This window comes from Novosphingobium decolorationis (assembly GCF_018417475.1).
In the GTDB taxonomy this organism is placed as follows: Bacteria; Pseudomonadota; Alphaproteobacteria; order Sphingomonadales; family Sphingomonadaceae; genus Novosphingobium; species Novosphingobium decolorationis.
Genome location: NZ_CP054856.1, coordinates 3,115,645 through 3,129,674, shown reverse-complemented (window position 1 = coordinate 3,129,674; position 14,030 = coordinate 3,115,645). Strand labels below are relative to the sequence as shown.

The window sequence follows — 14,030 nt, the reverse complement described above, 5'->3', positions numbered from 1 at the left end:
CGACCTGACCTTGCGCTCAGCGCCCTGTGGCCGCCGCGAGGTAAGCGATGATCTTCGCGCGTTCCTGGGGCGAAGGGACCTTCACCGCCATGCGGGTGCCCGGCACCATCGCGCGCGGATCGGCAAGCCAGGCATCCAGGCGCGCCTTGTCCCAGGCACCCTTGGCCTCGGCCAGGCCCGGTGAATAGCGGTAGCCCTCCACCGAGCCGACCGGACGCCCGACAACACCAGCAAGCGAAGGCCCATTGAGATTGCGCCCCGCTTCAAGCGAGTGGCAGGCCGAACAGGCGCGCGCGCCGAACAGCGCCTTGCCCGCCGCCAGGGTATCCTCATCCGCCTGGGCCGGAGCGGCGGACAGCCACAACGCCGCGAACGCAAGGCCGAAAGCAGGCGCACGGCGGGGTAGAGACGAAAGGGAGGGCTTCATCATCGCGGGGTCTCCATGTCGAAAATACGTCCGGGATTGAGAATGGCGTGCGGGTCGAGCGCGCCGCGCAGGCGCCGCATCAGCGCGATCTCGTCGGCGCTGCGCGTGTGCCCCAGCCAGCCGCGCTTGAGGAGGCCAATGCCGTGCTCGGCCGAGACGGTTCCTCCGGCCGCGCGCACAGCGGCATAGATCACGGCCTCGGCGGCGTGGCGCTGGTCCTCGCACGCCAGTTCGAGCGCAATGTGCAGATTGCCATCGGCGACATGGCCGAAGCAGACCATGCGCGTAAGGCCCAGTTCCTGCGCCAACCGCGCCCGGATCGCCTCCACCAGCGCGCCGATCTGCGCGGTCGGCGCGCCGACATCGAACGGCTCAAACAGCGCCATGCCGCGGGTGATCTCGCCGATGGCGTCGCGATAGGCCCAGAACCGGGCGCGCTCGGGACCGGACTGCGCCAGCAGGGCATCGCCCAGGAGGCCCTGTGCCCATGCCTCTTCGAGCGCGGCGCCCAGCGCGCCGTCCTCGGGCCCCTCGGTCTCGACCAGGACGCAGCAGGGCCAAGCCTGTTCAAAAGGCGCGCGCAGGTCCGAGACGGCAACGGCCTGCGACAGAAAGTCATCCCACATCGCCTCGAACGAGGCGAGACGCGGGCCCAGACGCGCCTGCAGCAGCGCCAGAAGGCGTACCAGCGCTGTGTAATCGGGAAGCGCGCAAAGCGCGGTCTCATGGCCCGCAACGCCCGGTTGCAGACGCAGGAGCGCGCGCGTCACCACGCCCAGCGTACCCTCCGCCCCGATCAGGAGATGCTTCCAGTCGTAGCCGGTGTTGTTCTTGAGCATGGGCTGCATGGCGCTGACCACGCTGCCGTCGGCCAGGACCGCCTCCAGGCCGAGCACGTGGGCGCGCATCATGCCGTGGCGAAATACCTGGTGCCCGCCCGCATTGGTCGCGATCATCCCGCCGATGGTGCAGCTGCCGCGCGCGCCGATATCGACCGCAAGGCGCCAGCCAGCCTCTGCCGCCGCATCCTGCGCCACCTGCAGCACGGTGCCTGCGCCCAGCGTCATCGTGCCGCTTGTCGCATCCACGTCCTCGATCCGGTTCAACCGTTCGAGCGAGAGCACCAGTTCGCCCGTTCGCGGCAGCGCCGCACGGGTCAGCCCGGTGCGCCCCCCCTGCACCACCACAGCCTGCCCCGCCGCGAGGCACAGCCGCAGGACCTCGGACACCTCCTGGGTGGAGCCGGGACGGACCAGCCCCACCGGCGCGCCATGTGTGCCGCCCGTCTCATCATCGAAATAGCGCGGGGCAATGGCGTCCGGGCCCAGCACCTGAGCTTCGCCCAGCGCCGCGCGGAGGGCTGCCAGGATCATGCGGGCAAGGTTCCGTGCACGAAGGGCGGCACCAGCCCGCGCAGGCGCAGGAGCGCAGCAAAATCGCCCAGCCGCCCGGCGCGGTAGGCCTGCGCGTTCACGCCCGCGTAGTCGTAGAAGCCTGCCCCATCGCGCAAGCCTCGGCGTTCCTCGGCCATGTTGCGCGAAACGATCTCGGGGGCGGCAAAGCGCTGCGCGTCGACCTTTTCGGAGAGGTAGTTGCTGGCGTGGAACAGGATGTCGCCCCCGCCGCAGTCAATGAATTCGAGGAGGCCCAGCACCGCAAAGCGCAGGCCAAAGCCCGTGCGCACGGCCAGGTCCACGTCCTCGGCACTGGCGATGCCTTCCTCGACGATGCGCGCCGCCTCGTTCATCGCCAAGGCCTGGATGCGCGGGACGATGTAGCCCGGCGCGTTGCGGCAGACGATGGGCACCTTGCCCGCCGCGCTGAGCACGGCTTTCAGGCGCGCAACCACATCCGGATCGGTGACCGAGGACGGCGCAAGTTCAACCAGCGGCATGAGATAGGCCGGGTTGAGCCAGTGCGCGTTGAGGAAGCGCCCCGGCCCCTCGACCATGCCGACCAGATCCTCGGGATCGATGGTCGATGTGGTCGAGGCGATGATGCAGTCGGGCGCTGCATGCGCGCAGATGAAGGCGAAGCCCTCGCGCTTGGCCTCCAGCGTCTCGGGCACGCCCTCAAAGACGATGGACGCGCCCGACAGGGCCTCGGCCGCCGCGTCGCGCCCGGCAAAGGCGATGCGCTCCAGCGCGCCTTCCGCGCCCGCCCGGTCGATGAGGCCCAGCACGACCAGGAACGCAAGGTCCGCCTCGATCTCGGCCATCGCCGCTGTACGCAGGGTGTCGAGGGCTTCGGCGGCGCGGGGCTTGGCATCGACCAGCGTCACCGGCACGCCGATGGCGGCAAAGGCGATGGCGATGCCCCGCCCCATGCGCCCGGCTCCGACTGCGGCAACGGGCCCGATGGTGACCGGAGAAAGCGGGGCGCTGTGCTCGCCTGCCATGTCAGATCCCCTCGCGCAGGTAGGCGGTCATCGCCGCGCGGTCGAGCTGGGCGATGCCCAGGCGCTCCAGGGTACGCCCTTCGGCGTAGAGATCGCGGCCCGTGATCGCGCTCGCCATCGCCAGAAGGCCGGAAGCAAGCGGCGCCTCGTGTCCGGCCCAGCGCGCGATCGAGGTGATCATGCTGAGGCCAAGACGCGTGTCCTCGACCATGTAGCGGTGGCTCTGCAGGTCGATCTTCTCGCGCCAGTCACCGCTGTCGGTCAGTTTCTCATGCGCGGCATAGCCGTACATCCACTCCTCGCCGTCCTGCGGCCCGGCGTGGTAATGGTCGGCGAGCGGAAAGTGCGGCGCGCCGTAGCCCAGCGCCTCGCGCAGGGCCATGCGCTCGGCATCGAGCGCGCTCGTCACCGCGCGGATCGAGGGCTGGGTTCCCTCGTTGTGGATGTCCCAGGCCGGGAAATGCTCCAGCGGCCCCGCGTTCATCAGGATCAGCGGGGGGTGGATGATCGGCCCTGCATTCATCAACCCGCCCGAAAGCGCATCCTCGATCGGCTCGACCGCCGGGTAGACCTGTTGCAGCAGGGCAATGGCGCGCGCGGCGTTGCGGGCGGGGAACACGCCTGTCGGCAGACGCGTGGCGTAAACGCTGATGACGATTTCGGCGGGCCCGTGCTTGCGCACGAGATAGGGCAGCGTGCCGGTCTCGGCAAAGCTGACATCGGCCCGATTGCCCGCCGCGCGCGCGGCCTGGGCAAAGACGAGAGAGCCCAGCGTGCCGGGCGGCAGGAACACGACCTGGCCGTCCTTCCAGTAGGGCGCGCAAGCCTCGGCGAGGTTCTCGTGGGTCGTTGCGGGCAGCGGGATGATCACCACTTCGGCCTGGCTGATCGCCTCCTCGAGCGAGGTGGTGGGATGGGCGATGACCACCTCGCGCGTGCCCTTGTGGTCCTTCACCCTGATCGCGCCGGTTTCCAGCACCGGCCCGAAGGCCTCGGCATCGCGCCTCCAGAACCAGACCTCGTGGCCCATTTCGCTCATTTCGACGGCGGCGGCATAGCACCCGTGCCCCCCGCCCAGAACGGCAACGCGCATTCGTATTTCCTTCCTGATCGCTTACAGGAGCGATCTTGGGCGAAGGTCCTTGCGGGCTCTATTCGCTATCGGCAGGCGGGGTGCGAAATCCGCAGCAAAGGGCGTCGCGCAAGGGCTCTCTCAACGGCGCACAAGACGGGCAAAAGGCGCGCAGCCACGGCTCAGCACAAGCGCGCAGACCAGCGCCGCACCGCCGGTCACGCAGCCAAGCGAGGCGGCCACGCCAGCCCCCTGCCCCGCGAACACCCGGTCATTGAGCAGGCCGACGAAGAGCGCCCCCAGCGTCGATCCTATCAGCGAATTGCTGCACAGGAAGATCGCCGAGACGCGCGAGCGCATCGCAGGGGGCGCGGCCATCTGCATGACCGTGGTGGAGGGCGGCATGGGAAAGGAGGCGAAGAACATCAGCCCGCACAGCGCCGCGATCAGCGCCGCAAAGCCATCGACAAACGGCAGGAGCGCGGCGAAGAGAAGCGTGCCCACCGCGCCCACGATCCCGGTCGTGAAGGGCGAAGCGAGATGCCCCTTGCGGGTCAGCGCGTCCATGATCCAGCCGCTGGCGAGCACACCGCCCACCCCGAAGACAAGCGCGATCATGCCGAGCCAGCCGCCCGCCTCGCCCGGGCTCAGATGCTGCGTGCGCATGAGCAGCGCGGGCGCCCAGCCGAGCAGCGCAAACAGGGCCATCGCCGCAAAGGTGTAGCCCACGACATGGGGCATATAGATCGCACGGTGCGCGGCCATGTGGCCAAGCACCCGCAGCAGGCCGGGCACCTGTGCCGCCCCGCCCGAACGGCCAGGATCGCGCACGCTCAGCGCCATGATCGCGGCGAGGAGGAACCCGGGCGCACCGACAATCAGGAAGACCAGCTGCCAGGCGCGCAGGGGATGGCCCAGCAGAGATACCTCGCCGATCCCGCCGACCGCCGCGATGACCGCGCCGCCCGCCAGGAAGGCCAGCCCGGCCCCCAGGAACGAGCCCATCGAATAGACCGCATAGGCCCGCCCCAGCCGCTCCCTGGGAAACAGGTCACTGATGAGCGAGTAGGTTGCAGGTGAAAGGCCCGCCTCGCCCGCGCCCACGAAGATGCGCGCGATGAACAGCTGGGTGAAGCCGCGCGCCAGCCCGCACATGAGCGTCGCCGCGCTCCACACCGCGATCCCGACCGATATGACGAGAGGGCGCGACACGCGGTCGGCAAGGCTGGCCAGCGGAATACCCATGGTCGCGTAGAAGATCGCGAAGGCCAGGCCATGGAGCAGGCCGAACTGGGTGTCCGAGATGCCCAGGTCCGCCTGGATCGGCCCGATCATCAGCGCCAGGATCTGCCGGTCCACAAAAGAGAGGACATAGGCCACCATGCAGATCCCCACGACGTACCAGCCGTTCTGAGACGGTTGTCCCCTCGCCGCCGAATGCGCGCCGTCCTCGCCGATGCTTGCCATGCCCCTGTCCCCCTCGTGTGTTTCGCCCCTGTCGGGGGCGCGTTATGGTTCGGCTTCAGCGCGCGCCCGCACGGTCGTTGGCACGCTTGATGACATAGGTGCGGATCGCCTCGGTCTCCTGCGCGTCCAGTTCCTTCCCGAAGTCGGGCATGCCGCGCGGCTCGGCCACGCCCTCGCGCAGGAAGGCCGCAAAGACGCCTGCGTCCGTGATTGCGGGCGAGGCGCGCAGGTCCGGGATACCGCCGCGATTGACCACGGTGTCGCCGTGGCACATCCAGCAGCGCACGTGGTAGAGCTGGCGTCCCTGCGCGACCATCGCCTCGCTGGCGTCCGATGCAATGCGCGCGATGGGGGCTTCGGGCGCGGGTGCCGGGATCGGCAGGTCCCCGTCACCGCCCAGCCGGAAGGTCACCACCCGGTTGACCCGCGGGCGCATCGCGTCCTTCAGCGCCACGCCCAGGTTGAGCGGCAGGATACCGCCCCAGCCCACCGCGACCGACACGTACTGCACGCCGTCCACCGCGTAAGTCACCGGCGGCGCGACGATGCCCGAGCCCATCTGGCGCGCCCACAGCCTGCGCCCGTCTTGCGCAGCGTAGGCGACGAATTCGCCGCTCGCATTGCCCTGGAAGACAAGGCCGCCGGCCGTGGAGAGGACGCCCCCGTTCCAGGGCGTATCCATCGGCACCGACCAGGCCCGCTCGCCCTTGACCGGATCCCAGGCGACAAGCGCGCCCTTCATCATGGCGGCGATCTGCTTTCGTACCTCGGGGTCCTCGGGCATGGAGCTCTTTGCCTCGTCCTGCCCGGTGTTCCAGCCGTGCGGATCGAACCTGAAAGCCCCCGCGTCCCCGGCCACATAGCCATAGGGGATCTCGGCGGTCGGGAAATAGACGAGTCCGGTCGCGGCATTGTAGCTCATCGGCTGCCAGCTGTGCCCGCCCGCGGGCGAGGGCATGCCCAGGAACGGCGCGCCTTCCTCGCTGTAGCGCGCGGCGGGCACGATGTCCGGGCGTCCCGTTTCAGGATCGAGCCCCCTGGTCCAGGTAACGGGAACGTAAGGCGTCCCCGAAAGAAACTCCCCGGTCTCGCGGTCGAGCACGTAGAAGAAGCCGTTCTTGGGCGCCTGCATCAAGACCTTGCGGGGGCGTCCCTCCCATTCCATGTCCGCAAGGATCATGTGCTGGGTCGCGGTGTAGTCCCACTCATCGCCGGGCACTTCCTGGAAATGCCAGACATATTCGCCGGTCTCGGGCCGCACCGCCAGGATCGAGGAGACGAAGAGGTTGTCCCCCTCACCTTGCGAGCGCACCTTGCGGCTCCACGGCCCGCCGTTGCCCACGCCGATGTAAAGCAGGTCGAGCTCGGGATCGTAGACCATCGAATCCCAGGCCGTGCCGCCCCCGCCATATTTCCACCATTCCCCGCTCCAGGTCTTTGCGGCCATTTCCATGGCAGGGCTTTCAAAGCCCTTCGCCGGATCTCCGGGCACGGTGTAGATGCGCCAGGCCCGCTCCCCCGTCGCGGCATCGTAGGCGCTGACATAGCCGCGCACGCCATATTCCGCGCCGCCATTGCCGATCACGATGCGCCCTTTCACCACGCGCGGCGCGCCGGTAATCGTATAGGGCCTGTCCTCCTCGGTGGTGTCGACCTGCCAGACCACGGCGCCGGTTGCTGCGTCCAGTGCAATGAGCCGTCCGTCGAAGCTGCCCAGATAGATCCGCCCCTCGTGGTAGGCGACGCCCCGGTTGACGACACCGCAGCAGCCCTCGCGCGCGGCGCTGCCGGGCACCTCGGGATCGTATTCCCAGAGCCTGCGCCCGGTCACCGCATCAAGCGCGAGCACCTTGCTCCACGCCCCCGTCGCGTACATCACGCCATCGACGACAAGCGGCGTGCCCTCGACCCCGCGCAAAGTGCGCGTGTCGAAATCGGCGAACCAGGCAACGCCCAGGTCTGCAATGTTGTCCGGGGTGATGGCATCGAGCGGACTGAAGCGGGTCTCCCCCCCATTGAGCCCATGGCTGGCCCAGTTCACGTAGTCGGGCGTGCGCCCCTGCAAGCTGCATCCGGCCAGCGCGGCAAGGAGCGATGCTGCCGCTCCTGCTGCCAGACCGCTGCCCCATACCTTCGCCCTGCTTCGCACCCTGTCCTGCCCCACGCGCACTCCCGCTCGCTGCCCTGTCGCGGCCCCATGCCGCAAGGGAGCGAGGCTAGGCCGCAAGGCCCGGGGCGAACTATGCGCAAGGCGAAGCGCAAAGCCGGTATTGGCACGAAACCGACAGGCTGATCCGGCAGGCCGGGGTCAGCTGGAGGGCGTATAGCGCTCGTTCGCGGTGACCGGGAAGAAGGCCGGGCTCCCGCGCCCGGTGGTGTAGACCTCGGCGCGCAGCCAGGCTTCCTCCTCGGCCCGCTCCGCCTCGGGAATTTCCCGCGACCAGAAGCGCAGCACCGCATTCCAGCGGTAGCCGCGCGCCTTGAGCCTGTCCTTGGACTCGAAGGGCGCGTCCACCGCGTTGACCCGGTAGCTGGGCGCCTCGGAGCGCGCGACCAGATCGGCAAGGACAGTGCGTCCCTCGGGCAGATCGTGCGCGAGGAGGTAGATCAGCGCGAGGATGTCGTTCTCCGCGCGGTGGCCTTCGTAGAACCAGCCGCACTGGAAGACGAGATGCGCCAGCGCGCGGCCATCGAAGCCCAGCTCCAGCCAGTCCGGCTCGGCCATCGAACAGGCCCAGGCCTTGCCCGCCAGCGCGGGCAGGCGCTTGTCGACGAAGGGGCGGTCGAAGGCGGCGTTGTGCGCGACGATGAGGTCCGCCGAGCCCAGGATCTCGACCGCCGTTTCCTCGTCGATCGCCTCGTCCTTGAGAACCGCGTTGGTCAGCCCGGTAAGCTGGGTGATGCGCGGGTCGAGCGCGCGGCCCGGATCCTCGCGCCAGACACGCGGCTGCCCGACCTGGACGATGCGCCCCTCGGCATCGAAGCGGAAGCGCTGCACGGCCAGTTCGATGATGACCTCGCTCTCATGGTCAAGGCCGGTCGTCTCGACATCGACCGCCACGCCCACGCGCGTCTCCACGCCGGGCCGGGGCGCGTGAAAGCCCCGCACGGTCTGCAGCTTGCGCAAGACGCGGTAGTCGGGGCTCGTCTCGAGAAAGCGGGCGGCCCGCTCGAATTCGGTCTGGGACGACAGGAGCGCAGAACTGGACATCGCCGGGGCGATAGCGCCCCCCATGCCGCGAGGAAAGGCTCTCTTGCGCCGAAGCGGATCAGGCCGGACGTGAGCCGTACCCTGTGGTCCCGGACAGGCGGACAGGCCAGTGGTCGCGTCCAGCGGACGGTCGGACGCAAGGGGCGTTGACGCCGTCGTTGCGCCCACCCACCAGCGGCGCTTCGCTCCGGAACCGCCGACCGGAACCTGCCTGCAGCCGCTGTGCCCGTACGTGTGGCACCCCTTGTGGAAGATTGATCACCCGAATGCGCCTATCAGATCTGTTTGCCTTTCCCTCGCACGACATGGCCATCGACCTGGGAACCGTGAACACGCTTGTCTATGTCCGCGGCAAGGGCATCGTCCTCAACGAACCCTCGGTGGTGGCGCTGGAGACGCGCGGCGGCATCCGCCGCGTGCGCGCGATCGGCTCCGACGCCAAGCTGATGATGGGCAAGACCCCGGAAAACGTCGAGACGATCCGGCCCCTGCGTGACGGCGTGATCGCCGACATCGAAGTGGCCGAACAGATGATCAAGCACTTCATGAGCAAGGCCCACGGCCGACCGGGGCGCCTGCCGCGCCGCCCGGCCGTGGCGATCTGCGTGCCCGCCGGCTCCACCCCGGTCGAGCGCCGCGCGATCCGCCATGCAGCCCAGTCGGCGGGCGCCTCGCGGGTCTGGATCATCGAGGAATCGATGGCCGCCGCCATCGGCGCGGGGATGCCCGTGACCGAGCCCATCGGCGGCATGGTCGTCGACATCGGCGGGGGCACGACCGAAGTCGCCATCCTCTCGCTCAGCGGTCTGGCCTACAGCACCTCGGTGCGCGTGGGCGGCGACACGCTCGACGATTCGATCGCGCTGGCCATCCGCCGCAAGCACAACCTGATGGTTGGCGAAGTGACCGCTGAGCGCATCAAGATCCAGATCGGCACCGCCCGCACGCCCGCCGAAGGACGGGGGCGTACCATGCAGTGCAAGGGCCGCGACCTGGTGCGCGGCGTGCCCGCCGAGATCGAGATCAGCCAGGCCGAAGTCGCCGAGGCGATCTCCGAGCCGGTCAACCAGATCGTCGAGGCCGTGCTCAACGCGCTGGAAAACACCGCGCCTGAACTTGCCGCCGACATCATCGAACAGGGCATCGTGATGACGGGCGGCGGCGCGCTCCTCACCGATCTTGCCGAGACCCTTTCGCAGGCAACGGGCCTTCCCGTGGTGGTGGCCGAGAACGCCCTCTTCTGCGTGGCCGAGGGCGCAGGCCGCGCGCTGGAGGAAACGGTCTACCAGGGCGTTCTCAACGAAGCCTGAGCGCGCTGGCACGCACGCGAAGTCAGAAGGATACGTCCGGGGCCATCGCCCTCGTGCTTGCGCGACCTGTCTGGAAATTTCGGACAGGTCGCTTGAGGAATTGCGCCTGTGCGCTACCAAGTGCGGCCCCGCCGATGGGGGCTCGGCGCAAGGACAGCAGGAGGAATTGGCCCGTGACGACGCTTGGCAAGAGCCACAGGATCATGTCCATTCGTCAGATGCGCACGGCCACGCTGCGCACGATGGCGTCCGCCTGCGGCGTGATCACGGCAGGTCTCCTTTGCGCGGCCCTTACGCCCGCCTTTGCAGCAGACACGAAGGACCAGGCGCAGGTATCGGGCGAACAGACCGTCGCCCTCGCTGAATTTCTCGGCAGGTACGCCGCATGGGCGAAAGGCATCGAAGCCGAGGGGCAGGCGCGCGGGACACCGCTGACAGCCGAGCAGATCGAACTTGCACGGCAGGTCGGCATTGCCCACCCCGAAAAGGTCCGTCTGGTTCCTGTCGAGGCCGTGCCTTTCCCGACGCAGGACGAGGCCATGCGCAAGATGGGCGAAAGCCTCGGCTTCATCGGACCCGGCATTACCAACAACGCGCAGGCCTTCGGGTATACCATCTGGGTGCGCGACGGGTTCACGCTGGATCGGCCCAGTCTGGCGCACGAACTGGTGCACGTGGCCCAGATTGAACGCAGTGCGAGTTTCGATGCCTACGTGCAGCGCTACATGCAGGAACTGCGCGAGTACGGCCATGCCAGGATGCCGCTTGAAGTCGAAGCCTACGAGGCCAATCGCACTTATCGGTAATACCGCATAGGCCGGCGCGGCCAAGGCTGCCGGCTCCGCGATCCATTCCAACCTCGCCCCTTGCCTGGGCTGATTTGTCCCGGCTGCCGTACAAGCCGCTGGGCTCCGTGCGGGCCGATGCTTCACGCGCCCTCGCCGCAGACCGGGCACCCCTCGTGCAAAAATGGATTTGCTCTATTCATCCTGGATTGTTGCACATGCGAATGACTCGCGATAGCTGGTGCGAATAATTCGCAATATCACAGAGTGGGCGTCGAGGGGCGTCCACCCGCTTACGCAAAGACCATCCGCCAAGAGGCTGCACCTGCGGCCTGCCGGGTGACGCGCCCTTGCGGCGCATTCGTATCCAGGGGGGCCCCATGCCGAAGACCAACCGCCACATCCTTTCCACCGCCTCGCTGCTCGCGCTGGCGCTGATGCCTGCGCAGGGCCATGCGGCCGATGCCGCTGCGGACGCAGCAACCGAAGCCAATGCGCAGTCGGTCGGCATGAACCGGGACGAGGCCGCCCCGGCGGACATCGTGGTCTCAGCCACGGGCTATGAACTCAATGTCCAGGATGCGCCTGCGACCATTTCGGTCATCACCGCCGACGAGATCAAGCAGCGCTCCTACACCGACATCACCGACGTGCTGATGAACGTGCCAGGCGTCCACATCCAGGGCGGCGGTGTCGAGCAGTCGGTGATGATCCGCGGCATGAGCGCGGACTACACGCTGTTCCTGATCGATGGACGCCGCGTGCAGGACAACCAGGCCTTCGGCCTCAACGGCCAGCAGGCAGGCACGCCGATCAACTTCCTGCCCCCGCTCGATTCGATCGAGCGCATCGAGGTCATCCGTGGACCTGCCTCCTCGCTCTACGGCTCGGACGCCATCGGCGGCGTCATCAACGTCATCACCAAGAAGGTCATCAACGAATTCGGCGGCAGCTTCTCCACCGAGTACATCAAGGCAGGTCCCGGCAATGACGTCACCAACGACGGGATCAACGCCAGCCTCGCGCTCAACGTCCCCCTGATCCGCGACCGCCTCTCGGTCCAGTTCACCGGCGGCGTGCGCTACCAGGACGAATCCGACTTCGTGGGCGGAGGCGACAGCGCCGCGGCCGATCCCGAATTCAAGCGCCGCAATGTCGGCGCCAAGCTCAGCCTGCGCCTCGACGATGACAACACTTTCACGGCAGGGGGCACCCACACCATCCAGGAGCGCACCTCGACGCCGGGCAAGAGCCTGGCCGAGGACGACGACCTGACGTTCACCAAGACCCTGCGCGACAACTTCTTCGCCACGCACGAGGGCACCTACGGCGACCTCATCTGGAACTCCTACGTCACCTACGACAAGTCCTCCAACCCCACCCGCACCAACGCGGAGACGGGCAACGGCGTCGATTTCGACACGCTGGTGGCCAATTCACAGGTGGCAATCAGCCTGGAGCGCCACAAGATCGTGGCCGGCGTCAACTACTTCCACGAAAGCCTGGAAGATGGCGCCACCAACGGCCTCAACCTGCCCGGAATGGTCGTGCCGACCGACATCGTCTCGATGACCCGCAACCAGTACGCCGCGTTCCTGGAGGACAACTGGGAGATCATCGATGACCTCTCGATCCTCCTGAGCGGGCGCGTCGACCACAGCGGCGCCTTCGGCACGCGCTTCAGCCCCAAGGCCTACGCCGTGTTCCGGGCCACCGGCAACCTCACCGTCAAGGGGGGCGTGACCACCGGCTACAAGGTGCCGAGCCTGCGCCGCGCGGCGACCGATTTCGGCTCGATCTCGCGCGGAGGCGTCATCATCGGCAACCCCGACCTGATGCCCGAGAAGACGGTGAACTACGAGGCGGGCGTCAGCTACGTGAACCACGACCTCGGCGTTTCCTCCAGCGTCACGGCCTACCAGAGCAACTTCAAGGACAAGCTGATGCGCACGGGCCGCATCTGCGAGGCCGACCAGGTCTGCGAATACAACGGCACGACCTACCCCGCGCACCAGTTCGGCTACACCAGCTACATCAACGTCGACACCGCCGAACTGAAGGGCGTCGAATGGACGCTGGACTGGCGCGTGATCGACGGCCTGCGCTACCGCCACAGCTACACCTACTCCCACACCGAGCAGACCTCGGGCGACAACGAGGGGCGTCCGCTCAACGACATTCCCAAGCACATGTTCAACGCCTCGCTGGACTGGGATCTCAACGACATGATCCGCGCCTGGGGCCAGCTCAACTACCGTGGGCGCACCTCGGGCCGCTCGACCAACTCGAGCGGGTCGCAGACCAACGGCTTCACCTACGCGCCCTACACCTTCTACAATCTGGGCTTCAACATCGAGCCCAAGGACGGCCTGCGCGTGAACCTGGGCGTCTACAACGTCACCAACAAGCAGGTCACGCCCGAGGACGGCTTTGCCTATGTCCTCGACGGCCGCCGCTTCAGCGCTTCGCTGATGGTGGATTTCTAAGAGCACGCAGGGGCGTATCCCGGGACACGCGGATCGGGATGCGCCCCCTGAATACGGGGTATTCATTCTTGAGGGTTGCACCCGATGCCCATCGGCTGCACTCGCTATTGCGAAATATTCGCAATAAATGATAGTCCTTCCCCCGACAGGACCATCACACCGCACCGGAAGGACCCCCATGCACGCAAGGACCAGCGAGGCGAAAGGCACGCGCCACACAGCTCCGGCCTCAACCCCGGGTACGGCACGTCGCCCTCGCAAGGCCCGCGCCTTCTGGATGAAGCAGCTCCACACCTGGCACTGGATCAGCGCCGCGCTCTCGCTCGTGGGCATGCTGCTCTTCACCGTCACCGGCTTTACCCTCAACCACGCCGCCGACATCCCGGCCGAGCCCGTGCGCGCCGAAATGGAGGGCGCCCTCTCGAGCCAGACGCTGCGCCTGCTGGACACCGAAGACACCCAGGCCCGCCCGCTGCCCCCGCCCGTCGCAGCCGCCGTGCGCGACATCACCGGCCTCGCCACCGCCGGGATCGAAGCCGACTGGAGCGCGCCGGGCGAGATCTACCTTGCCATGCCCGGCCCCGGCAGCGACGCCTGGGTCAGCATCGACACCGAAACCGGCGAGGTCCTGGCCGAACGCACCGACAGGGGCTGGCTCTCCTACCTCAACGATCTCCACAAGGGCCGCAACACCGGCTCGGCCTGGGGCTGGTTCATCGACCTCTTCGCCCTCGCGTGCCTGGTCTTCACCCTGACCGGCCTCGTCCTCCTGCAACTCCACGCGCGCAACCGCCCGCTGACCTGGCCGCTGACCGGCCTGGGCCTCGTGATCCCGCTCGCGGTTGCGCTTCTCTTCATCCACTGATCCGAGCGA

Annotated in this window: 11 protein-coding genes; 4 read left to right on the top strand and 7 right to left on the bottom strand. The window is 67.9% G+C overall.

Going from position 1 to position 14,030, the window contains the following annotated elements; all coding sequences use genetic code 11:
* Nucleotides 1–16 precede the first annotated feature (16 nt).
* The 7 genes from HT578_RS14610 to HT578_RS14580 form a co-directional block, all read right to left on the bottom strand.
* The gene (locus HT578_RS14610) at nt 17–430 is read right to left on the bottom strand and encodes a c-type cytochrome (protein ID WP_213500318.1); all 414 of its coding nucleotides are present in this window, start codon (nt 428–430) and stop codon (nt 17–19) included.
* Entirely contained in the window at nt 427–1,800 is a 1,374-nt protein-coding gene (locus HT578_RS14605; protein WP_213500316.1) for an FAD-binding oxidoreductase, read from the bottom strand. The genes HT578_RS14610 and HT578_RS14605 overlap by 4 nt, the downstream gene beginning before the upstream one ends.
* Entirely contained in the window at nt 1,797–2,825 is a 1,029-nt protein-coding gene (locus HT578_RS14600; RefSeq protein ID WP_213500314.1) for a 3-hydroxybutyryl-CoA dehydrogenase, read from the bottom strand. The genes HT578_RS14605 and HT578_RS14600 overlap by 4 nt, the downstream gene beginning before the upstream one ends.
* A gap of 1 nt (nt 2,826) precedes the next feature.
* A complete protein-coding gene (locus tag HT578_RS14595; RefSeq protein WP_213500312.1) occupies nt 2,827–3,918 on the bottom strand; it encodes an NAD/NADP octopine/nopaline dehydrogenase family protein in 1,092 nt (363 codons plus the stop codon).
* A gap of 120 nt (nt 3,919–4,038) precedes the next feature.
* A complete protein-coding gene (locus tag HT578_RS14590; RefSeq protein WP_213500310.1) occupies nt 4,039–5,364 on the bottom strand; it encodes a spinster family MFS transporter in 1,326 nt (441 codons plus the stop codon).
* 55 nt (nt 5,365–5,419) lie between these two features.
* The gene (locus tag HT578_RS14585) at nt 5,420–7,513 is read right to left on the bottom strand and encodes a PQQ-dependent dehydrogenase, methanol/ethanol family (protein WP_213500308.1); all 2,094 of its coding nucleotides are present in this window, start codon (nt 7,511–7,513) and stop codon (nt 5,420–5,422) included.
* Between the two features lie 159 nt (nt 7,514–7,672).
* Nucleotides 7,673–8,575, bottom strand: a complete 903-nt coding sequence (locus HT578_RS14580) for a 3'-5' exonuclease (RefSeq protein ID WP_052322332.1) — start codon at nt 8,573–8,575, stop codon at nt 7,673–7,675.
* Between the two features lie 266 nt (nt 8,576–8,841).
* On the opposite strand from HT578_RS14580, the gene HT578_RS14575 reads away from it, so the two are divergent.
* The 4 genes from HT578_RS14575 (at nt 8,842) to HT578_RS14560 (ending at nt 14,021) form a co-directional block, all read left to right on the top strand.
* A complete protein-coding gene (locus tag HT578_RS14575) occupies nt 8,842–9,885 on the top strand; it encodes a rod shape-determining protein (RefSeq protein WP_213500306.1) in 1,044 nt (347 codons plus the stop codon).
* A 203-nt stretch (nt 9,886–10,088) separates the two neighbouring features.
* The gene (locus HT578_RS14570) at nt 10,089–10,691 is read left to right on the top strand and encodes a hypothetical protein (RefSeq protein WP_213500304.1); all 603 of its coding nucleotides are present in this window, start codon (nt 10,089–10,091) and stop codon (nt 10,689–10,691) included.
* A 359-nt stretch (nt 10,692–11,050) separates the two neighbouring features.
* Complete coding sequence (locus HT578_RS14565; RefSeq protein ID WP_213500302.1) at nt 11,051–13,156, top strand: TonB-dependent receptor domain-containing protein; 2,106 nt, start codon at nt 11,051–11,053, stop codon at nt 13,154–13,156.
* Between the two features lie 277 nt (nt 13,157–13,433).
* Nucleotides 13,434–14,021 (top strand): PepSY-associated TM helix domain-containing protein, encoded by a 588-nt coding sequence (locus HT578_RS14560; RefSeq protein WP_239026302.1) that lies wholly within the window; start codon nt 13,434–13,436, stop codon nt 14,019–14,021.
* The last annotated feature ends 9 nt before the right edge of the window (nt 14,022–14,030 follow it).